Annotated in this window: 14 protein-coding genes and 1 riboswitch; of the genes, 8 read left to right on the forward strand and 6 right to left on the reverse strand. The window is 56.7% G+C overall.

The window, feature by feature from the left end:
• Positions 1-7 precede the first annotated feature (7 nt).
• On the forward strand, positions 8-3,157 hold the full coding sequence (locus K0I63_RS00155) for an efflux RND transporter permease subunit (protein WP_220082169.1): 3,150 nt from the start codon (positions 8-10) through the stop codon (positions 3,155-3,157).
• A gap of 223 nt (positions 3,158-3,380) precedes the next feature.
• Positions 3,381-5,222 carry a M14 family metallopeptidase gene (locus K0I63_RS00160; protein WP_220082170.1) on the forward strand — a complete coding sequence of 614 codons (1,842 nt, stop codon included), beginning with the start codon at positions 3,381-3,383 and terminating at the stop codon, positions 5,220-5,222.
• Positions 5,223-5,282: 60 nt separating this feature from the next.
• Here the strand turns inward: K0I63_RS00160 and K0I63_RS00165 are convergent, their stop codons facing one another.
• Entirely contained in the window at positions 5,283-6,074 is a 792-nt protein-coding gene (locus K0I63_RS00165; RefSeq protein ID WP_220082171.1) for a class I SAM-dependent methyltransferase, read from the reverse strand.
• Positions 6,075-6,289: 215 nt separating this feature from the next.
• On the opposite strand from K0I63_RS00165, the gene K0I63_RS00170 reads away from it, so the two are divergent.
• Positions 6,290-7,060 carry a DUF4097 family beta strand repeat-containing protein gene (locus K0I63_RS00170; protein ID WP_220082172.1) on the forward strand — a complete coding sequence of 257 codons (771 nt, stop codon included), beginning with the start codon at positions 6,290-6,292 and terminating at the stop codon, positions 7,058-7,060.
• An 89-nt stretch (positions 7,061-7,149) separates the two neighbouring features.
• Here K0I63_RS00170 and K0I63_RS00175 read toward each other — a convergent pair whose 3' ends face one another.
• From K0I63_RS00175 to K0I63_RS00190, 4 genes are all read right to left on the reverse strand, one after another.
• Entirely contained in the window at positions 7,150-7,971 is an 822-nt protein-coding gene (locus K0I63_RS00175; protein ID WP_220082173.1) for a phosphatase PAP2 family protein, read from the reverse strand.
• A gap of 92 nt (positions 7,972-8,063) precedes the next feature.
• Positions 8,064-8,882: a phosphatase PAP2 family protein gene (locus K0I63_RS00180; RefSeq protein WP_220082174.1), complete on the reverse strand. Its 819-nt coding sequence runs from the start codon at positions 8,880-8,882 to the stop codon at positions 8,064-8,066.
• A 162-nt stretch (positions 8,883-9,044) separates the two neighbouring features.
• A complete protein-coding gene (locus K0I63_RS00185; protein WP_258406913.1) occupies positions 9,045-9,425 on the reverse strand; it encodes a GIY-YIG nuclease family protein in 381 nt (126 codons plus the stop codon).
• The gene (locus K0I63_RS00190; RefSeq protein WP_220082176.1) at positions 9,340-11,400 is read right to left on the reverse strand and encodes a S9 family peptidase; all 2,061 of its coding nucleotides are present in this window, start codon (positions 11,398-11,400) and stop codon (positions 9,340-9,342) included. The genes K0I63_RS00185 and K0I63_RS00190 overlap by 86 nt, the downstream gene beginning before the upstream one ends.
• 139 nt (positions 11,401-11,539) lie before the next feature.
• Positions 11,540-11,739: riboswitch (FMN riboswitch) on the forward strand.
• Between the two features lie 169 nt (positions 11,740-11,908).
• Between K0I63_RS00190 and ribB the strand changes: the two genes are divergently transcribed.
• A complete protein-coding gene (gene ribB, locus K0I63_RS00195; protein WP_220082177.1) occupies positions 11,909-12,562 on the forward strand; it encodes a 3,4-dihydroxy-2-butanone-4-phosphate synthase in 654 nt (217 codons plus the stop codon).
• A gap of 381 nt (positions 12,563-12,943) precedes the next feature.
• A complete protein-coding gene (locus K0I63_RS00200; protein ID WP_258406914.1) occupies positions 12,944-16,159 on the forward strand; it encodes an EAL domain-containing protein in 3,216 nt (1,071 codons plus the stop codon).
• 177 nt (positions 16,160-16,336) lie between these two features.
• Here K0I63_RS00200 and ftnA read toward each other — a convergent pair whose 3' ends face one another.
• A complete protein-coding gene (ftnA, locus tag K0I63_RS00205) occupies positions 16,337-16,861 on the reverse strand; it encodes a non-heme ferritin (RefSeq protein WP_011863852.1) in 525 nt (174 codons plus the stop codon).
• Positions 16,862-17,390: 529 nt separating this feature from the next.
• Between ftnA and K0I63_RS00210 the strand changes: the two genes are divergently transcribed.
• The 3 genes from K0I63_RS00210 (at position 17,391) to moeA (ending at position 22,997) form a co-directional block, all read left to right on the forward strand.
• The gene (locus tag K0I63_RS00210) at positions 17,391-20,501 is read left to right on the forward strand and encodes an efflux RND transporter permease subunit (RefSeq protein ID WP_220082179.1); all 3,111 of its coding nucleotides are present in this window, start codon (positions 17,391-17,393) and stop codon (positions 20,499-20,501) included.
• The gene (locus K0I63_RS00215) at positions 20,498-21,568 is read left to right on the forward strand and encodes an efflux RND transporter periplasmic adaptor subunit (protein ID WP_220082180.1); all 1,071 of its coding nucleotides are present in this window, start codon (positions 20,498-20,500) and stop codon (positions 21,566-21,568) included. The genes K0I63_RS00210 and K0I63_RS00215 overlap by 4 nt, the downstream gene beginning before the upstream one ends.
• 181 nt (positions 21,569-21,749) lie before the next feature.
• Complete coding sequence (moeA, locus tag K0I63_RS00220) at positions 21,750-22,997, forward strand: molybdopterin molybdotransferase MoeA (protein WP_220082181.1); 1,248 nt, start codon at positions 21,750-21,752, stop codon at positions 22,995-22,997.
• Positions 22,998-23,004 lie beyond the last annotated feature (7 nt).

Consider the following 23,004-nt stretch of genomic DNA (forward strand, 5'->3'; position numbering starts at 1 on the left):
TAAAGTTATGGCTCGTTTTTTCATCGATCGCCCTATCTTTGCCTGGGTGATTGCAATTATTGTTATGTTGGCCGGGGTGCTCTCTATCATGAAGCTTCCCGTGTCGCAGTACCCGAGTATTGCGCCGCCGACCGTGGTGATTAACGCCATCTATCCGGGTGCGTCTGCCAAGACCATGGAAGACACTGTGACCCAGGTGATCGAGCAGCGCATGACGGGTATCGACCATCTGCGTTACATCTCGTCCACCAGTGACAGCTTTGGTAACGCGCAGATCACCCTGACGTTCAATGCCGAGGCCGATCCCGATATCGCCCAGGTTCAGGTGCAGAACAAGCTGCAGCTGGCGATGCCGCTGCTACCGCAAGAGGTGCAGGCACAAGGGGTTAAGGTCAACAAATCCAGCTCGGGTTTCTTGATGGTACTGGGCTTCGTGTCTCAGGATGGCTCGCTGGAGAAGAATGATATCTCCGACTATGTGGGCTCTAACATCTTAGACCCTATGAGTCGTGTGCCTGGTGTGGGTGAGATCCAGCTGTTCGGTGCCCAGTACGCCATGCGTATATGGCTAGACCCGCTCAAGCTGACGCAATACAACCTCACCAGCCTGGACATCATGGCCTCGATTCGTGAGCAGAATGCTCAGGTGTCTGCGGGTCAGTTGGGTGGTGCGCCCTCTATTGCGGGTCAGGAACTCAACGCCACGGTAACGGCTCAGAGTCGTCTACAGACGGCCGAAGAGTTTAGAAAGATCATCATCAAGTCCGATCCGTCGGGCGCCAAGGTCTATCTGGAAGATGTGGCCCGAGTCGAACTGGGTTCGGAAAGCTATTCGGTAGAGTCCTTCTATAACGGCCGTCCGGCTGCCGGTCTGGCGATCAAGCTGGCCACTGGGGCTAATGCCCTGGCGACCGCCGAGCGCGTGCGTGAGAAGGTCGATGAGATGAAGCCTTTCTTCCCGCAAGGGCTGGAAGTGGTTTATCCCTATGACACCACCCCCTTCGTTGAGAAATCGATCGAGGGCGTAGTGCATACCCTGCTGGAAGCCGTGGTACTGGTATTCGTGATCATGTATCTCTTCCTGCAGAACTTCCGTGCGACCCTGATCCCGACCATCGCGGTACCTGTGGTACTGCTGGGGACCTTCGCCATCCTGTCGGCTACCGGCTTCTCGATCAACACCCTGACCATGTTCGCCATGGTATTGGCCATCGGTCTGCTGGTGGATGACGCCATCGTGGTGGTAGAGAACGTCGAGCGTGTGATGTCCGAAGACGGCTTGAGCCCGATAGAGGCCACTAAGAAGTCGATGGATCAGATCACCGGCGCCCTGGTGGGTATCGGTCTGACCCTGTCGGCGGTATTCGTGCCTATGGCATTCATGTCGGGTTCGACCGGTGTGATCTATCGTCAGTTCTCCGTGACTATCGTATCGGCGATGGCGCTTTCTGTGCTGGTGGCGATCATCCTGACGCCGGCCCTGTGTGCCACCATGCTGAAGCCGATTGCCAAGGGCCACCATGCGGTCGAGACGGGTTTCTTCGGTTGGTTTAACCGCACCTTCGACAAGATGACCTCGCGTTACGAGGCTGGCGTGGCGGCGATGATCAAGCGCGCCGGTCGCGTCATGTTGATCTACGTGGCCCTGACGGTTGCCGTGGGTTGGATCTTCATGCGCATGCCGACCGCCTTCTTACCGGACGAAGACCAGGGTATCTTGTTTACTCAGGCTATTCTGCCGACCAACTCGACCCAAGAGACGACCAAGAAGGTGATGAGCAAGATCTCCGACTTCTATCTCAACGAGACGGGCGACAGCGTCAAGTCGGTATTTAGCGTATCAGGCTTCAGCTTCGCCGGTAGTGGTCAAAACATGGGTCTGGCCTTCGTTGGCATGAAAGACTGGTCTGAGCGTACCGGTCCGGGTCAAGACGTTAAGTCGGTCGCCGGACGTGCCATGGGCATGTTCATGCAGATGAAGGAAGCCTTCGTGTTTGCCTTCGTACCGCCTGCGGTGATCGAGCTGGGTACGGCAAACGGTTTCGATTTCTATCTGCAAGACAGAAATGGCCAAGGCCATGAGAAGCTGCTCGAGGCCCGTAACATGCTGCTGGGCATGGCGTCGCAGAATCCTAATCTGGTGGGTGTGCGTCCAAACGGTCAGGAAGATGCGCCTATGTATCGCATCCATATCGACCACGCCAAGCTTCGCGCCCTGAGTATCGATATCGACGCGGTTAACAGCGTGCTGGGGACTGCCTGGGGTGGTAGCTATGTGAACGACTTCATCGACCGTGGTCGTGTGAAGAAGGTCTACGTACAGGGCGATGCCCAGTACCGTATGCAGCCGGAAGACCTCGATACCTGGTATGTACGTAACAGCCAGGGTGAGATGGTGCCTTTCTCGGCCTTTGCCACAGGTACCTGGGAATATGGTTCGCCGCGTCTAGAGCGTTTCAACGGTCTGCCTGCGATGAACATCCAGGGCGGTACGGCACAAGGTTATAGTACGGGTGCGGCCATGGCCGACATCGAGGCCATGGTAGCCAAGTTACCGCCAGGATTCGGCGTCGAGTGGAACGGCCTGTCATACGAGGAACGTCTCTCGGGTAACCAGGCGCCGGCGCTTTATGCCCTGTCTATCATGGTGGTCTTCCTGGTATTGGCGGCCCTGTATGAGAGCTGGTCTGTGCCGTTCGCGGTGATCTTGGTAGTGCCATTGGGGATCATCGGTGCCTTGCTGGCGATGAATGGTCGTGGCCTGCCTAACGACGTGTTCTTCCAGGTGGGTCTGTTGACTACCGTAGGTCTGGCGACCAAGAACGCCATCCTGATCGTCGAATTCGCCAAAGAGTTCTACGAGAAGGGCGCGGGTCTGGTGGAAGCGACCCTGCACGCGGTGCGTGTGCGTCTGCGTCCTATCTTGATGACCTCGTTGGCCTTCGGTCTGGGTGTTGTACCCCTGGCCATCAGCTCGGGCGTTGGCTCGGGTAGCCAGAATGCAATCGGTACCGGCGTATTGGGCGGCATGATGAGTTCGACCTTCCTGGGGATCTTCTTTATCCCTATCTTCTTCGTGATCGTCGAGCGTATCTTCAGCAAGCGCGAGAAGAAGGGCGCCGCAACTCAGGCTGCCGATTCGACACCACAAGAATAGGCATTAGCCATTTCGTCAAAAAGCCCGGTATTGACCGGGCTTTTTATTGCCTTAGGGGCTGTTGGCCGTTCAGGTTTAATTTTTGTTCAATCTAAATGGGTTTTGCTCAAGGCACCTGTTGTGCCGCATAGTTATTCTGTGCAAATAAGTCCTTAACGTATTGCACTTGCTGGCTATTTATTGAAAGATAATCGGCTAATAATAAGCCGTTAGGTAACTTAAGATGTCCCTATATTCTCGCGCTACGCTCCTCTGTCTCGCCGCCTTCGGCGCATCCGCCATGGCGGAGACCAGCGGCCCTCAACCGGCCCAAATCTCGTTAAATAAGACTTATATCAATGATGCCATCTTGCCGCCGAGCATCACCTGGCACGGCGCCAGCGAAGCCTTGCTGCGCGCTGCCGATGACCCTTGGGCGACGCCCTTCGAGCAGGGCGGTCTCAAGTCCAGCCCCAGCTATGACGACACCTTCGCCTGGCTGGATAAGCTGCTCGCCACCTGCGACAAGCTCCGCAAGGTTTCCTTGGGTAAGAGTCCTCAGGGGCGAGATATCTGGATGATAGTGGCGAGCCAGGAGGGCGCGGCGACGCCGGATGCATTGCAGGCCAACGGCAAGCCAACGCTCTTGGTACAGGCGGGTATCCACTCGGGCGAGATAGATGGCAAGGATGCGGGCAAGATGTTGCTGCGCGACATGGTGATGGGAGACAAGCAGGCGCTGTTAACCGGTGCGAACCTCCTCTTCGTGCCCATCTTCAGTGTCGATGCCCACGAGCGCAGCGGCCAGTTCAACAGGGTCAATCAGAGGGGCCCGGTGGAGATGGGGTGGCGCACCACGGCCAATAATCTCAACCTTAATCGCGACTATGCCAAGGCCGATACCCTGGAGATGCAGCACATGTTGGCGGCGATTAATCGCTGGCAGCCGGATCTCTATATCGACGTGCATGTCACCGACGGCATAGATTATCAGTATGATGTCACCTTCGGCTATAACCTGGCCCAGGGGCTGAGTCCCGCCAGCTATCGCTGGCTTAACGACAAGTATCGTCCCAAAATCGAGCAGGCGCTCAGCGCCCAGGGACATGTGCCCGGCCCCTTGGTATTTGCCATCGATAATCGCGACTTGAGCCAGGGGCTCTCCCTGTGGAACGCCAGCCCACGCTACTCTAACGGTTATGGCGATGCCCGCCATCTGCCAACAATATTGATCGAGAACCACAGCCTCAAGCCCTTCAAGCAGAGGGTGCTTGGCACCTATGTGATGCTGGCCTCGACCCTGGAGGTGCTGGGCGAGCAGGGCACGGCGCTGCGCAGCGCCATCAAGCAGGACAGTTATCGCTACAGCGACCGCATCACACTGACCTGGCAGTCGGAGAACCAGCCTAAGGGATGGGACTTCAAGGGGATAGACTATCGCCTGGAGCAGAGCCCCATCAGCGGCGAGACGGTCGTGCGCTGGACCGGCGAGCCTAAGCTGTACCAGAACCTTCCCGTGATAGGTAAGACACGCGCAGACATTAAGGTGAATCGTCCCAAGGCTTACTATATTCCGCCTCAGTGGCAGGAGGTGATCGAGCGTCTGAGCATTCATGGCATACGCATGACGCGTCTGGAGCAGCCTAAGACCTTGACCCTGACGCAATATCGATTCGGAGAGCCAGTGTTCGACGCCAAGGATTACGAGGGACGCCAGCGGGTATCCGCTCCTGTGTCGAGCCATAAGGCTAAGGTGGCGCTGCCGGCGGGCACGGTGAAGATCTGCACACAGCAACCCCTCGGCGATCTGGCTATCCTCTTGCTGGAGCCACAGTCACCCGACTCGCTGCTGCAGTGGGGCTTCTTCAATCCTGTCTTTACCCGCACCGAATATATCGAGCACTACGCGGTAGAGCCGCTGGCGGTCAAGATGCTCAAGGAGGACGCGTCCCTGGCGGCCGAGTTTGAGGCGGCGCTCAAGGATCCTGAATTTGCCAAGGATGCCGAGGCGAGACTGCGCTGGTTCTACGAGCGTAGCCCCTATTTTGATAAGCAGTACAGGGTCTATCCCGTGCTCAGAGACTAAACAAAAAAGCAGGCCAGGCCTGCTTTTTTTATGTCGGTTTATTCATCCCTAGTTGAAGGATTACTCAGGTTTACGGGCCGACAGGCTGTAGACCATGGGGATCGGCTTGCCCTGATGTAGCTGATAATACCTGGGCCTGTCACTTGAGAGCCCAAGGCTCTCGCCCGTCACCAGATTATCGAAGGCATCATAGGGGCTGAAGGGATACTCCTGAATCGCATCGATCTTGAGTCCGGCTTGGATGAGCGCCCCTATCACATCGGCCAGGGAGTGGGGCCAGGTCACCATGGTGTGTTTGGTGTCACTGGCGTTTTCCGTATAGGTGCCTTCCTCCTCGACATCGGGCTCTTGCTGGGCAAAATAACTGTAACCCTCCATCATTGCCTGCACGGGATGAAACTCCACCATATAAAACTCACCACCGGGCAGCAGCGATTCATAAATCAACTCTGCCCAAGGGATTAAATCTGGCAGCCAGCAGAGGGCGCCATAGGAGGTGTAGACCATATCGAATTGCTGCTGCAGCTGCGCGCCCGCCTGATAGAGATCGCTGCAGATAAAGTCGGCCTTAAGGCCGCAGGCCTCGGCCAGTCGCCTGGCATGATGGATGGCGGTGTCGGAGAGATCCACGCCAGTAACCTCGGCGCCCAGGCGAGCCAGGGAGAGGGTGTCCAGGCCGAAATGGCATTGCAGGTGCAGTAGGCTTTTTCCCTTTACCTCAAGGTCTGTTAGCTCTATCTCCTGCAGCGAGCTGTTGCCGGCGAGAAAGCCATCCACATCGTAGAAGCTGGAGTCCAGGTGTTCTAGGGTCCTGTGATTCCAGGCCGTTCGATTTAGGGTCAGATAATCCACTGCGCGTCTCATAAGTTGATGAAGTATTTCACTAAATAGTAACTAATCCTACGAATCGGGTGGTGGCATCACCATCCAAAAATCGGTTAAGCAAGATAATAACATAGCAAAAACAATTAGATAACTTGTTGGCATGTTATCTGCTTAGTTGGGCTATCTAAGCCGCCCCATCGAGGCGGTTCAAATGACTTTAACAGAGATTAAGGAAGGTGTTTATGTTGGCTCGTGTAATGACTATAGCGACGGTACTGGTATTTGGCCTCACTGGTTGCATAGTAAATGTGAACAGTGCGGGAAGGGACGATTTCGACTATCACAAGCAGACGCAGCTGACGCTGGATGCTCAGTCGCTGGAGACACTGGTTGCCGATACCGGCGCCGGTAGCCTGAAGATAGTGGGCGACGCCTCGGTTGAGAAGATCACCCTGGATGCCGACATTTATGGTTTTGATGGCGCCGAGCCCGAACTGACACTCACCCGCAGCGGCAACAAGGCCAAGCTGGTCGCCAACTTCGATGCCTTTCACCGCGCCAGCTTCTCAAACGGTAAGTCGCCCTACATAGATCTGTTGGTGAAGGTGCCAGCTGGAATCAAACTGGATATCCATGACGGCTCAGGCAGCATTGTCATTCGCGGCGTGCAGGCGGATATGGAGATCGAAGACGGCTCGGGTGCTATCGAGATAGATGGCGGCCAAAAGCTCATCATAGATGACGGCTCGGGCAGCATTACCCTCACCAATGTGGCGGGCGATATCCAGGTTAAGGATGGCTCAGGCAGCCTGACCATAGCCTCGGTACAAGGAGATGTGGAGATAGACGACGGCTCGGGTGCCATAGAGGTTAGAGGCGTTCAGGGTAAGGTCACCATAGACGATGGCTCTGGCGGCATCCGTGTGGTGGACACTCAGGGGCTTCACATCATAGACGCGGGCTCAGGTAGCCTTAGCTTCGACAATATTCAGGGCCAGGTCAGCATAGACTAAGGCCAGGACTTCCCGGCGCAGAGGCTAATCTCGGGGTCACACGAACCTAGGGATTAGCCGATGCCCACCCCATTAAGACTCTAAAAGGCTTAGGCTCTGACCCACTTACGCGGGACGAGCGGCTGGCGAGACTGTAGGTATTGGCGAAGCACCAGCACGCCGGCCAGCAGCAGGAGTCCCCAACGAAGGCCTATGATCTGCCAGGCCATCTGGGAAGAGGTCTCCTTGTACTGGCACACCACCAGCGTTAGCAGCAAGATGCTCACCAGGATTTTCCAGTGCCTTGGCGACAGACGCACCAGGGGAACATAGGAGGCGACATAGGCGCAGCTAAGCCCCAACAGGGCGCCCGCCAGCGTGTCTACCGGCCAATGGGCGCCGACCAGGATGCGTGACAGTGCCACCATGGCCGCCCCCATCAACAGGGCCCATTTACTCTTCTTATCCTGCATCACCATCAGCAAGGTGCCGGCGAACAGGAAGGCACTGGTGCTATGGCCAGAGGGAAAGCTGTGGTGCAGACGTGTCTCGCCGACGATATAGAGAAAATCCAGGGTTGCCGCCGGTCTGGGGGCATCGAAATACTGTTTTAGCAGCGGGACCAAGATCATCGACAGCAGGCTGGCGGTCAGTACCCGCGGCATCAGCTCGGGGCGACGCAGCAGACAGATGAGTACGATAGTGCCTAGGGTGCTGCCGTGGCCGAGATCGGTTATCCCCAGCTGTAGCCACTGTGGCAGGCTAGGCGAGAGGCCGTTGATGGCGCGAAAGAGGCTCAGGTTGAGATTTTGATTCAGGCAGAGCAGCGCCAGCATGCTGACCAGCAGGATCAGGGCGCCGTAGCGGCTGCGATCTGTGGTCATCGTCAGGGCGGTTTCTCTGGTGGTCTGAGCCTGGGTCAGTCTGAACATGGCGCACCTCTTCATCTTAGGAGCCTCCAGTGTAGGCACCTAAGTGTGAAGAAAGCGTGAATGTTGGTGAAAGTCTTACGCCTTTTGGGCAGTTAACCTTGAAACGCCAGCCAACGTCTTACCCTGTGCATGGCGCCATATTCGCGCCAGATCAACAGGGCGGCCGTGGCAATTAGGCCCCATCTGAGCATGAGGATCGGCCAGACATGATCTTTGTCGAAACTCTTATCCAGCTCGCTCACCACCAACACACACCAAAGGAAGGCCAAGATGAGCGCCTTGTGGAACTGGGTGAGCTTGACCAGGGGGCAATGGGCCGCCGCATAGGCGCAGAAGAGTCCGACGAAGGCACCCATTATCACGTCCTCTGGCCAGTGCGCGCCGACGATGATGCGAGACAGTCCCACCAGGCTGGCGAAAGCGATTGCCAGGCATTTAACCTGGGTCTGCCGATAGGCGAAGAAGAGGGTGCCGGCAAACAGGAAGGCGGTGGCGGTATGGCCCGAAGGAAAACTGTGTTTCAGGCGGATCTCACCGACGATATTCAGTGTCTCTAATATTACTGCCGGACGAGGCGCATCGAAGGTCTGCTTCAGCAAGGGCACCAAGATCAGCGACAGCACGCTGGCGATGACGACCCTGAGCAGAAGCTCCGGCCGTTTCACCAGACAGCAGAGAGTGATCACCCCGAGGGTGATGCCATCGCCTAAGTCTGTGATCAGCAGGAGGAGATCGGCTGGGGCGTAGGCCGCAATGCCGTTAAAGAATCGAAATAGGGATAGATTGACTGCCGAGTTCAACACCAAGAGGTGCAGACAGAGCAGAAACAAGAGTAATCCAATAAAGCCGCGTCCCTGGTACTTGTCTTGCGCAGGCATTCCCATTGCCTTTGCTTGTTGTTGTAAATTCATAGTCTTTCCACATAAACGCGCCCGCCTAAGATAGTGGTTTGTTATGGGTAAGTAAAGACGTTTAACCTGAGGTAAATCTGTGGTTTACATCTTGTTGAGCCGGGCCGGTCTGGTTTGTTCTGGCCTTAGCATATGATTTACGGCTGCTTTCCCCTGTAATTTTTAGGGGCATTTGCCATTTGCATCAAAGTGTATTAGGGCGACTTTTTGCGTTTTTGTGAGCCTTTTCACGGCGATCTCCCGCTTCAGGGCATCCGAGCGGCTGCCGATCCGCTCGCGATAGACCAAGGTCAGTGGCCCCTTGCCCCTGAGGTATTTGGCCGTCTTGGGGCCATTGTCGCTATGTTCCTTGAAGCGGCGGTCGATATCTGTGGTGATCCCAGTATAGAGGTGACCGTTGGCGCAGCGGATCATGTAGAGGCTCCAGGTGGTGCTAGCTAACTTCTCCTGGGTCATCTTAGGCGAGCCCCAGCAGGCCGAGGAAGAAGGCGTACTCTTCGGCCGTGTCCTCAAAGTGGCGATAACGGCCGCTCTTGCCGCCATGACCCGCCTCCATGTCGATATGAAACAGCAACAGGTGCTCGTCTTGTTTATATTCTCTGAGTTTCGCCACCCACTTGGCGGGCTCGAAGTATTGCACCTGAGAGTCGTGCAGGCCTGTGGTGACCAGCAGGTGCGGGTAGACCTGACGGCTGATGTTGTCGTAGGGCGAATAGCTCAGCATGTATTGATAAGCCTCGGCCTGATTCGGGTTACCCCACTCATCATACTCGTTGGTGGTCAGGGGCAGCGACTCGTCGAGCATGGTGGTGACGATATCGACGAAGGGCACGTGGGCCGCCACGGCCAGATAATGTTGCGGCGCCTGATTGATCACCGCGCCCATCAGGAGGCCACCTGCGCTGCCGCCACTGGCAACCACCTTATCCCGGTCGCAGTAGCCTAGCTCCACCAGGGCTAGGGTGACGTCGATAAAGTCGTTGAAACTGTTCTGTTTGTGCATCAGGCGGCCGGCGTCGTACCAAGGGCGCCCCAACATCTCGCCACCCCGCACGTGGGCGACGGCGTAGACGACGCCGCGATCCAACAGGCTGAGGATGGCGCTGTCGAAGTCAGGTTCTATGGTGTAGCCGTAGGCGCCATAGCCATATTGATACAAGGGGTTACTGCCGTCCTGGCGGAACTTGTCCTTGCGATACACCAGGGTCACGGGCACCTTGGCGCCGTCTCTGGCGTCGATGAAGAGCCGCTCTGTCTGGTAGTGTTGGCTATCGAAGCCGCCGAGTACTCGCTCCTGTTTCAGCAGGCGTCTCGGGCTGGCCTGGGTGAGATCCACCAAGTAGATGGATTCGGGCGTCGATGGGCTGGCATAGTAGATGCGCAGATGATGGCTATCCTGAACCGGGTTAACATCAAGACCCACCACGTAGGCGGCATCGTCGAAATCGAGTTCATATTCCGGGGCGTCGTTGAGGGGCTGGATGCGGATCTGACTCAGCCCCTGCTGGCGATACTGCACCACAAGATAGTCTTTTAACACCAGCAGATCCTCCAGGCGGCGCGACTCATCTGCGGGGATGACCTCCTGCCAGCTATGCTTATCGGCGAAGCTCGACTCTGTGGCCTTCATCAGACGAAAGTTTACCGCCTGCCAGTTGGTGAGTATGTAATACTCCTCACCGCGTTTAGCCACCGAGTATTCGTGTCCCGGCTCCCGCGGAAGCAGTGGCTTAAAGCATGCCTCTGGTTGGTTGGCATCTAAGATGGACACCTCGCTGGTGAGCGTACTCTCGTGGGTGAGCAGGATGCGCGATTCATCCAGGCTCTTGCTGATCGACAGGTAGAAGCTGTCGTCCGCCTCCTGATACACCAGGCGGTCATTGGCCTGGGGATCACCCAAGCGGTGGCAATAGACGCGATTGCCCAGTAGGGTTTGAGGATCCTTGGCAATATAGAAGATGTGTTGGTTATCCTTGGCCCAGACGATCTCGCCATCCGTGTCGCTAAGGCTGTCGCTGAGCCATTCACCCGTGTCCAGGCGCTTGATGCTGATGCGATAGAGGCGCCGACTTAGGGTATCTTCGCTGATGGCCAGCAGCGTCTCGTCTGGGCTAACGCTCAGCCCGCCCAGACTGTAAAATTCCTTACCCTGGGCGCGCGCGTTGGCATCGAGCAGTAGCTGCTCCTCACCCTCCAGCTCGCGTTTGCGGCCAAACAGCGGGTACTCCTGCTCTCCCTGATAGCGCTTGTAGTACCAATGTTGGTGCCAGCGATAGGGGACGCTCGACTCATCCTTGTCGACTCGGCCGATAAGCTCCTGAAACAACGTCTGCTGCAGTGACTCGAAGGGGACAAAACAGGCCTTGTGGTAGGCGTTTTCCGCCTCCAGATGAGCCAGCACCTCGGGGGATTGGCGCTCGTCATCTCTCAACCAATGGTAGTCATCGATACGATCATTGCCGTGATGCTTGAGGTGGTGGGCTTGTTTGCGTGCGACCGGGGGGGTTATCCCTGACATTGGAGTGACCTTATTCTGAGTCGAAAGTGAGCGGGTACTGGAGCAAGAGCTTAGGTGATCTGGCTTATATTTGTCACCCCTAGCGCTTGTACTTTGAAGGTTTTAAGCGCACCATAGCGGCGCTTTCCATCAAAGGAGAGTACATTCTCAGGGCGGGGTGAGACTCCCCACCGGCGGTAATCATCCTATGGGATGTCAGCCCGCGAGCGCCTATTTGCATCTAGGTATTAGTGTGCAACTAGGGTCAGCAGATCTGGTGAAGTGTGCAACAAGCCATCTATTCCAGAGCCGACGGTAATGAGCACCTAGTGCACTAAGTCCGGATGAAAGAGAATATAAGATAGCGTGACCGCGAGAAGATGAGGCTAGCCTCATGCTTTTCTCGTGCCTGCACACCTCTTATTCGGCGAGCCTGGATATCTTTTCTAAAGAGACTCTAAGGCGCGTCATTTTCTGCATGCCCTGATTCTGGAAAAACCATTTTATTAGTCTTACTAAGGATTTAACCATGAATCAGTCTCTACTTTCTCCCTTTGGCGATGCCATCACTCGCGTCGAAGCCGCCCTCACCGCGCTTAGAGCCGGTCAAGGCGTGCTGGTGGTCGACGATGAAGATCGCGAAAACGAAGGGGACCTTATCTATAGCGCGGAACACCTGACCCAAGAACAGATGGCGCTGCTGATCCGCGAATGTAGCGGTATCGTCTGTCTCTGCCTCACCGACGAGCGGGTGAAACAGCTGGAGTTACCGCCCATGGTGGCAGACAACTCCAGCCAATACGGCACCGCCTTTACCGTGAGTATCGAAGCTAAGGTGGGAGTGACCACAGGTGTGTCGGCGGCCGACCGCGTGACCACCATCAAGGCTGCCATCGCCGATGATGCCAAGCCAAGTGACCTGGCCCGTCCCGGCCATGTTTATCCGCTACGGGCGCAGCCCGGTGGCGTGCTAACACGTCGCGGCCATACCGAGGGCACCATAGATCTGATGAAGCTGGCGGGACTCAAGCCGGCGGGCGTGCTGTGTGAGGTGACCAATGTCGACGGCACAATGGCGCGTCTACCGGAGATCATCGCCTTCGGCGAGCAGCATAAGATGCCTGTGCTCACCATCGAAGATATCGTCTGCTATCGCAAGTCATTGCTGGAAAAGGCGAGCTAACCCAAACGCGTTAGCGCAAATCTGTTAACTCATACGAGTTAATTGATTTGTAATATTTAACTAAACAATTAACCTTAAAGTTGCTATTTGTTTAGTTTTATCCGATAAAAAGGCCGATCTCATCGGCCTTTTTTATGTCAATCCCTGTGCCAGCCTCGCTCTGCTTGTGCCGAACGCCTTCCTGCAAAATCTTCTCGTCAATTTAAATGTTAATAAAAAATAAAGGCTTATCTAATAGTTCACCATTGAAGCGTTAATTTCGTGACCTAGATTAGACTTTGGTGAAATAGGTATGACGGCGGGGGTTAGGCTATGTTACTACTCTCAGACCCTAAATTCCTCGCGTCTGCTTTTGTGATAATCGAGCAAGGAGCGCTTAAGATGTCATCTATGCTGAACCGGTATAGTCTGAGCCAGAAATTAATCTTGCTGGCGACTATCCCCATGTTGCTGCTGCTGATCTTCGGCAGCTTGCGCATGCTCGATCTGATCGAGCGCCAGCAGACGGCTCAGCGCAATGCCCTGGGGGTGATGATCACTGAGCAGACCCAGAAGCTCATCTTCGCCCTGCAGAACGAGCGAGGCCTGTCGGCCGGTTTTGTCGCCAGCCAGGGTAATCGATTCGAGCGGCGGCTACAGACCCAGCGGCGCCAGACAGACAAGGCATTGCAGGAGCTGTTGGATGCCCCCAATATCGCTAACCTGCATCTCTCCCTCAGCGAGATAGACAGGCCCAGCGTCAACCTGCAACAGAGTGTCGACACCATTCATGCCCTGGGCGCCCGCCTCAAGCAGGTGCGCCGCGGGATAGATAGTCGCGCTGAGGGAAGCGGCTTTAACTTCTACAGCGAGTTTACTCAGCACCTCTTAGTGCTTATCTCCCAGATCCAGTCCCAGGTGCAAAACACCCTGCTCGCCAAGGCCTATAACGACCTTATCCACATGCTCAAGCTACAGGAGCTGGCGGGCAAAGATCGCGACCTGCTCAATCGTCTGCTGGCCGCCGACAGCCTAGATCATCAGGCCTATCTCGCCCAATACTCGATGCAGGATGAGCTGCTGGACGCCTTTCACGAAATGCTCTCGACCACTTCCCCGGCGGATCTTGCCCTGATCAAGGAGACCCTAGATAACGAGGCGACCCAGGAGCTGCTGCTGATGAAAGGGCGGGTGAAGGCGCAGGTGAATCTTATTCTGCTGGCCAATCGCCTCAGGGAGCGGCTGGGGTATGGCGGCTTGATCGATCACTATCAGGATTACCTGCTCTCGGGCGAAGAGACCAACATCATGCTGTTCGAAGAGGACTGCCTGGCCATACAGGGGCTTTTGCAACAGGCCCAGAAGCTGCCCCATGTGACCTCACCACAGCGCGAGGCGCTAGCCCAGATAGATAATACCGTGGAGCAGTATCGTCAGGCGGTGGATGTCCAGCACCAGCACAGGCTATCCGGTCATGCCGGACCCTTGCCGCAAGAGGAGCGCTCAGTCATAGCCGATCAGGCCATGTTAGAGGCCCTGTCTCAGCTGCAACACCAACATCCAGCGGTGGCCAGCGAGGCCTGGTGGGGGCTGGCCACTGAGGCCCTGGGGCAGATGAATCAGGCGAGCCTGACCCTGAGCAATAACATAGCTAACTTGGTACAACGTCAGGGGCGCGAGGCGCTCAGCTTCCTGGTGTTAGGCATCATGGCGGCCATGTGCAACTTTCTGTTTTTGATCGTATTGGGTCGTCTCATAGTCAATAACCTGGTGACCCGCATCGGTACCATAGCCTCCCTGATGCAGCGCATGGCCCAGAATACTCAGCTGCAGTTGTCTGTGCCGGTGGATGGGCGAGACGAGGTCGCCAAGATGGCGATGGCCCTCAACGCCATGTTAAGTGAGCGCCAGGAGGCCAACCGTGAACTCTCCCTGGCCTCGGCGGTGTTTGAATACTGCGCCGAAGGGATAGTGGTCACCGACAAGGACAACCTGATCGAGGCGGTAAACCCCGCCTTTACCCAGATCACTGGTTATACCCTGGAGGAGGTGAAGGGTCGCAGCCCGGCCGTCCTCAATTCCCATCAGCAGCCCCATCACTTCTACGAGCAGATGTGGCAGTCGCTCAAGCAATACGGCAAGTGGCAGGGGGAGATCTGGAACAAGCGTAAGAACGGCCAGATTTATCCCGAATACCTGGCCATTACCGTGGTGAAGGATGATAAGGGGCGGGTGGTGCAGCATATCGGCCTCTTCCTGGATATCAGTAACCGTAAGAAGTACGAGCAGGATATCTGGTACAAGTCCAACTACGACGCCCTGACCAACCTGCCTAATCGTCAGCTCTATACCTCGCGTCTGTCGCAGATGCTGCAACTGGCGGAGCAGCGTTGCTGCTCTGTGGCCGTGCTCTTCATCGATCTGGACAGGTTTAAATACATCAACGACATCTATGGCCATGCGGTGGGCGACGAGCTGCTGCAGGTGGCGGCCGCTAGGCTGGAAGCCCTGCTGGAACAGCATGACTTCGTCGCCCGTCTCAGTGGCGACGAGTTTGTGGTGGTCATGGGGCACACCAAGCATCAGGGCGAGATAGAGCAGCGGGCGCAGCATATATTGCAGCACCTGTCGTCGCCTTTCGGCATCAACCGCAACGAGCTGCTGATCTCCGCCAGTGTCGGCATCAGCTGTTACCCCAGCAACGGCACCAGTGTCGAGGTGCTGACCCGTAATGCCGAGACCGCCATGTATCAGGCAAAGCAAGATGGCCGCAACTGCTTCGGCTACTTCTCTCCCGACATGAACAACAACATGCTGGCACGTATCACCCTGGAGCAGTCGCTGCGCAGCGCCGTGCTGCAACACGAGTTCTGCCTGCATTATCAGCCGATTGTCGATACCAGCAGTGGTGAAGGCGTCGCCCTGGAGGCCTTGCTGCGTTGGCGTCATCCGCAACGAGGCTTGGTGCCCCCGGATGAGTTTATTCCCATCGCCGAGGAGACAGGGCTGATAGAGCCAATCGGCGAGTGGGTGATCCAGCAGGCGCTGCGGGATCTACGCCAATGCCATAGCCAGGGGATAATGATCAACATGGCGATCAACGTCTCTGGTCGTCAGCTGGCCCACGGCGATCCCAGCCATTTCGCCTGCATGCTCAACGGCTTGCTGCAGAAATATGATGTGGCGCCCCAATATGTCCATATAGAGATCACCGAATCGATTCTGATGGCCGATACCGAGCTGTCGCTCGCGGCGCTGACGGCGATTCGTCACCTCGGGGTGGAGATCTACCTGGATGATTTCGGCACAGGCTACTCCTCCCTCAGCTATCTGAAGCAGTTCCCCATCTCGGTGATCAAGATAGACAAGAGTTTCGTCGACAACATGCTGGAAGACAGGGCGGATGCTAACCTGATTAAGGCGATCATCACCATGGGGCAGAGCCTGGATATGCGCCTGGTGGCCGAAGGGGTGGAGAGCGAGCCGCAGCGCAGCTTCCTGCAGGGGTTAGGCTGTGACTTCGTGCAGGGCTATCTTGTGGCCAAGCCTATGCCGCTCAAGGAGCTCGCGCCCTTGCTGCGTCGTATCGTCAGGGAGAAACCGACCTCCCTGCTTTGACTGCTCAACTCAATCGCTGCCGATAGCCAGATTGTTTGAAAACGGTTTGGGAGAGGCGCTTGGGTATTAGGCTTGAGACAAAGCTTGTTGGGCGAGTGCCTTGTGTGACGTCTTTGCGAAGACCATTTACAGAAAGTCTAACGGGGGAAAGGCGGGGCACCATGCCCCGCACCTGGCTTATTCGCCGACTGTCATCACGCTGGCAGACTCCTGCTGAGCCATCTGCGCCAGATCTTTATCGACGAAGAAGAGCGCCTTGCCATCTTCGCCCACCAGACGGATCTTATCGACGATAGACTTGAACAGCTTCTCCTCTTCGTGCTGCTCAGACACATACCATTGCAGGAAGTTGAAGGTCGAGTAGTCCTGATTGGTAAAGGCTGTGTGGGCCAGGGCGTTGATCTTGCTGGTGATCATCTGCTCGTGCTCATAGGTGTATTCGAACAGGGCCAGTAGCGAATCGAACTGTGACTGCGGCGCCTCGATTGCCCCCAGCAGCGGCATGCCGCCAGTTTCGCTCACATAGGTAAATAGACGATGCATGTGCTGCATCTCCTCTTCGGCGTGAGCACGCATAAATTTCGCGGCACCCTCAAAGCCCTTGTCTTCACACCAGGCGCTCATCTGTAGGTAGAGGTTAGAGGAGAAGAACTCCACATTAATTTGCGCGTTCAACTGATCTATCATCGTTTGTGCCAGCATAGTTACTTCCTTTAATTAAGTCATTTCTTGGTGCTAGGGCCTGTTCACCTTTCAGGTTTAATTTTTGTTCTATCTAAACGCGTTTTGCTCGAGGCGAGAGCAATGAAGCATAGTTACTCTATGTGAATTGCGAGCAACAAAGTGCAGGGCGCGTTTAGATGAACCCATAGGGCAGCGTTTGCAGGCCATTTCTACTGCGTTATCGCCAGTTTGTGTAGAACCACTACACGACTCAGGCTCTGCCTTGTATCAATCACCTTCAAACTGCTGCAAAAACAAACAGGAAAGGTCAATAGGCCCTATTTATTGTGTTTAACCCCCCAGTGAAATGCAACCATCTTTACTTAACTCAATGTTTTTAAATGCAAATAATTATCGTTAATGGCTTATTGGGGTGCATTCATGCCTGCTTGTTACATTTGCTAACCAAATCAGGCGGATTTATTAACATTTTGTCTCTAGGCTTTAGGGTCAAGAAACTAAGCTCATAACCCCGGCCGGGTCTGACGTGCCTGGGGTGGGACAATCGATGAACCTCACCAAATTAAGCACCAATAACCCTGCCGGCACCCTAGTGGCCCTGCTGCTGATCGCCATATTCGGCGTGTTAGCCATAGGCAAGCTGCCGATACAGCTGCTGCCGGACATTCAACGGCCGCAGATCTCCGTCTTCAACAACTGGCGCTCGGCGGCGCCCCAGGAGATGGAGTCCAACATCATAGAGCCTCAGGAAAATGTGCTGCGCCAGGTACCCGGTGTGGTGGAGATGACCTCAAATATCTCCCAGGGCTTTGGCGGTATCACACTGACCTTCGAGGTGGGCAGCGATATGCAGGAGGGGATGATCAATGTGATCAATGCCCTCAACCAGACGCCCCCAAGGCCGCTGGATGCCAACGAGCCCTTCATCAATGTCGGCGGCGGTAACGGCGCGCCCAACCTGGCCTCCCTGCTGATCCGCATGGCGCCGGATAATCCTGCCACCGACTTCGCCCAGTATCAGAAGCTGATCGACGATGTGGTGGAACCCAGACTGCGGCTGATCTCCGGTGTAGGTTCGGTGCGCCTGCAGAGTCGCCTGCCGAAAGAGTTACATATCGAGTTCGACCCCTATCGCGCCGCGGCGCTGGGGATCACTCTGGATCAACTGCGCAGCACACTGTCGCGGGCGGCGGATATCTCGGGCGGTACCGCTAACGTGGGCCGTCGCCAATATACGGTACGTTTCATCGGCCAATACACACCAGAAAACCTGGGTAATCTCATTGTCACCTACAACGAGGGGCGTCCCATCTACCTCAACGAGCTGGCGGATGTGGCGGTTTCCACCGCCGATGTGCAGGGTTTTACCAAGCGTAATGGCTATCCCGCCTATTATATGACGGTGGAGGGCACCTTCGATGCCAACACGGTGAAGGTGCTCGATGGGGTCAACGAGGCGATTGCCGATCTCAATCAGGGGCCGCTCAAGGAGGCGGGGCTGGTGCTGGATCTCTCCTTCGATGCCTCTGTGCATATCAAGCGGGCCATCTGGCTGGTGAAGGGCAACCTAGCGATCGGTGTGGTGCTGGCGCTGGTGATTCTCTACGCCTTCCTGCGCAGCTTCCGCGCGACCCTGATGATCGCCTCGACCATCCCCGTCGCCCTGCTGATCGCCTTCTTCTTCCTCGAGATGATGGGACGCACACTGAACGTGATCTCCCTGGCGGGCCTGGCCTTTGCCGTAGGCCTGGTGCTGGATGCGGCCATCATAGTGCAGGAAAATATCGTGCGTATCTTGCAGCAGGGGACGCCGATCCGCGAGGCTATCGCCAAGGGCACAGATCAGGTCAAGGGGGCCTTGCTGGCCTCCACCGCCACGACGGTCGCCATCTTCCTGCCGATCCTGTTTATGCCCGGGGTGGAGGGGCAGCTGTTTTCTGATCTGGCGCTCACCCTGTCGGTGGCCGTGGTCTCCTCTTTTATCAGTGCCATCACCCTGATCCCGGTATTTAGCCTGTTGTGGCTCAAGCTCTCAACCCAGGATGATGGCCAGCAGAGCGGCCGTCTGTGGCGCTGGATCTCGGCAACCGTACAGCGCCTCACCGGCGACACCAAACGTGCCGTCTTCTGGTGCGTCACCCTGATATTGGGTGCCGCCTTGTTGACGACGGTCCTGATGCCAAGACCCGACTTTCTGCCCCAGGCGCGCTCGGATGGCATATTTGCCTTCTTTGCCCTGCCGCCGGGCGCCAACGTCAAGACGCTGGAGAAGGAGGTGGGTGATGTGATCATAGAACGCCTCAAGCCATACTATGACAAGGAGAAACAGCCCTATATCAAGGGATATAACTTCTCCATGTACAGTGCCTTCAACGTGCTGTTTATCTATCCCGAAGACCCGTCCCAGGCCGATGCCATGATAGAGCTGCTCAACAAGGAGATCTTGGTGGGCCTGCCCGATACCCAGGCCTTTACCAACCGCGGCTCCCTGCTGCAGTTTGGCTTTAACGGCGGCCGGGCGATCAATATCGACCTTCAGGGGGCCGACATGGAGGCCCTGATGGAGACGGCAGGCAAGGGGATGGGACTGATTCAAGAGGCGCTGCCCGGCGCCGTGGTTAGGCCGATTCCTGGTCTCTCCATGGCACAACCCGAGCTGCAGTTGATCCCCAACGAGCGCCGTCTGGCCCAGGCGGGCGTCGACCGGATTCAGATAGCCAACGCCATTCGCGCCTACACCTCTGGTTTGTTTGTGGGTGAGTATTTCGACGGCAACGAGCGCATGGATGTGCTGCTCAAGGGACCCAAGTGGCAGGTGCCCGAGCAACTGTCGGCGACTCCTGTCTATACCCAGGCCGCCGGTATTCAAACCATAGGTGAGCTGGCGACCCTCAAGCGAACCGTGGGACCGACCCAGCTGCAGCGAGTCAACGGCAAGCGCAGCGTCAGCCTGTTGATCTTCCCGCCGGCGGATATGTCCTTGGATGAGGCACTGGAGAAACTCAATGAGTCGGCGGTGCCGACCCTGAGAGCCAGCCTGCCGGAAAACAGCTCACTAGGCTATCGTGGCAGCGCCGACAAGCTCGACAGTACCATCAAGGATATGGGCGCTAACTTCGCCCTGGCGGTGGTGATCCTCTTCCTCTTGATGGCCGCCATGTTTAAGTCGGCCAAGGATAGCCTGCTGGTCTTGCTCTCTATGCCGCTGGCGATCTGTGGCGGCGTGGTCAGCCTGCGGCTGCTAAACTTGTTTAGTTTCCAGAGCCTGGATCTGCTGACCATGATAGGTTTCATCATCTTGCTGGGGCTGGTGGTCAATAACGCCATCCTGCTGGTGGATCAGACCCGCCAGAGTTATCGCGAGACGCCGGATATCGACCAGGCTATCGCTCAGGCCGTGGCGACCCGAGCCCGCCCTGTGTATATGAGTACTCTGACCTCCATCTTTGGCATGCTACCTCTGATGCTGGTGCCGGGGGTCGGCAGCGAGATCTATCGCGGCCTGGCGGCGGTTATCGTCGGCGGCATGACCTTTAGCGCCTTGTTTACCCTTATTTTGATGCCCAGCCTGTTGCGTCTGACCCATAGGCTGAGCCCAGTTACCAATAGGCAGGCCGACGAGCCCGCCCTCGCATCCACCACAGGAGTGAAGTCATGAGATCCTTAATTGCCGCTGTGCTGGCGCTCTCTCTAATCGGTCCCATGAGCTGGGCCCAGGGCGAGGCGCCCGAGCGTCTGGTGCAGGTGGTTCAGGTTGAGAACCGTGCCCTGTCGCCCAAGATCATGGTGATAGGATCTGTGCACTCCCGTAACTATGCCGAGCTGACCGCGGGTATCGAGGGCAAGCTCGAGTGGGTGATCGAGGCCGGCACCCTGGTGAAGGCGGGTGAAGTGGTCGCCCGCATAGAGAAGACTCGTCTCGAGTTGCAGAAGGCTCAGCAGGAGGCGCAGATAGAGTATGAGACTGTGGGTCTGTCTAGGCTGAACCGCGAGCTGAAGCGCTTGCAGAAGCTGATGGCTAACAAGAACGCCTCCGAGACCGAGCTGGACAAGGCGCGTTCTGATCGCGACCTGGCCGTCGCTAACCTCAAGCTGGCGCAGATTAAACTTAAGATGATCCTCGATGATATTGCCCGCACCCAGGTGAAGGCGCCCTTTGCCGGCATCATCACGGCGCGTCAGCGTCAGGCGGGCGAGGATATCAGCCGCGCCGAGTCTATCGTCGCCATCACAGACCCGGACAACCTGGAGATCAGACTGCATGCACCGCTCAAGCACAGCCGCCGGGTGAAGGTGGGGGATGAACTTAGGGTCTATCATGGCCTGGGGGAGTTCTCCGCTAAGATACGCAGCCTGATCCCTGTGTCTGATGTGCGCTCCCAGACCTTCGAGGCCCGCATCGACCTACCGCTGGAGCGGCAGGATATGCTCAACGTCGGCGAGCTGGTCTCCCTGGCATTGCCAATTGCTCCTAAACAGCTGACCACCTTAGTGCCCCGCGACGCCGTGGTGCTGCGCTCCGCCGGTGCCTTCGTGTTCAAGATAGATGCGAGTAACAAGGCGGTGAAGGTGGCAGTCGAACTGGGCGATGGTGAAGGGGAGTGGATCGCCGTTAAGGGTGAACTCAGCGACAGCGACCAGGTGGTGATTCGCGGCGCCGAGACGCTACAAGATGGCCAGCAAGTGAAGGTGCAGGCCAATAGCCAGGAGCTGAGCGCCGGTTAATCTATACCTTTGGAGATAGTCGAGCCGACATCCGCCCCGCTGGTGTCGGCTTTTTGGTTGAATCTCGGTGGATTGCGGCCAAAAACTGCCGTCGAGATCATAGTCTTCTGATCTCAGCGTGGCATAATGAGCGGCAATATTCGCTTTTACTCATATCCTACAGTTAACGCTAAGGTACTCTATGTCTATGCAAGCCGATCCCTGTGCAAAACCCAGCCTAATGCATCCCGATGAAGCCATCATCAAGCTTTTGGAACAAGTTCGTCCACTGGAAGAATCGGAAATGGTGCAGCTTCCCCATGCGCTGGGACGTGTGCTGGCCGAGGATCTGGCCTCTAGCATAGATCTGCCACCCTTCGATAACTCGGCGATGGACGGCTATGCCTTCCGCTTCGAGGATCTGGCTCAGGGCAATCGTTTCACCCTCATAGGTCAATCCTTTGCCGGTCATCCCTTCGAGGGCGAGGCCAGCGCCAATACCTGTGTACGCATCATGACGGGCGCGCCTGTACCGCCGGGTTATGACACAGTGCAGATGCAGGAAAAAGTCGAGGTCGACGGCGACAGCATAGTGATTGAGGCGCCCAAGGCGTTAGGCGCCAACGTGCGTCGTCGCGGTGAAGAGGTGATCACGGGTGGCAAGGTGCTCTGCGCTGGCACTCAGATAGGCGCCGCCGAGATGGGCGTGCTGGCCACCATAGGCGCCAGCCAAGTGCGGGTGACCCGCCTGGTCAAGGTAGCCTTCTTCTCTACCGGTGACGAGCTGCGCCCCGTGGGCACAGAATTGGCGCCGGGTCAGATCTACGACTCCAACCGTTACAGCATTCAGGGCCTATTGAGCCGCGCCAACGTCGAGTGGATAGACCTTGGGGTGATCGAAGACGACCCTGAGGCGATCCGCGCCGCGTTTCGTAATGCCGCGGCTAATGCCGATATGGTGATCACCTCGGGCGGCGTCTCGGTCGGCGATGCCGACTTTACCAAGCAGATCCTCGACGAGGAGGGGGAGATCACCTTCTGGAAGCTGGCCATCAAGCCGGGCAAGCCGTTCGCCTTCGGTCGTATTGGCGAGGCGGTCTTCTGTGGTCTGCCGGGCAATCCCGTCTCCTCCATGGTGACCTTCTACAAGTTGGTGTGGCCGCTACTCAACAAGATGCAGGGGCTGCCTCAGGTCAAGCCGCTCCTGTTACAGGCCAAGCTCAAGGGCGACCTGCGTAAGTTCCCCGGCCGCGTCGAGTATCAACGTGGCGTGCTGAGTCAAAATGCCCAGGGTGAGGCCGAGGTGAGCGTCACCGGCGGCCAGGGCTCTGGCATGCTTACCTCAATGAGTCTGGCCAACTGTTTCATTATCCTGGCTCAGGAGCAGGGCGATACGCCTGACGGTAGCCTGGTGACTGTGGAACCCTTCAACTCAGTGCTGGCACTCTAGGGGCGGA

Origin of the sequence: Shewanella rhizosphaerae (assembly GCF_019457655.1) — a bacterium.
In the GTDB taxonomy this organism is placed as follows: domain Bacteria; phylum Pseudomonadota; class Gammaproteobacteria; order Enterobacterales; family Shewanellaceae; genus Shewanella; species Shewanella loihica.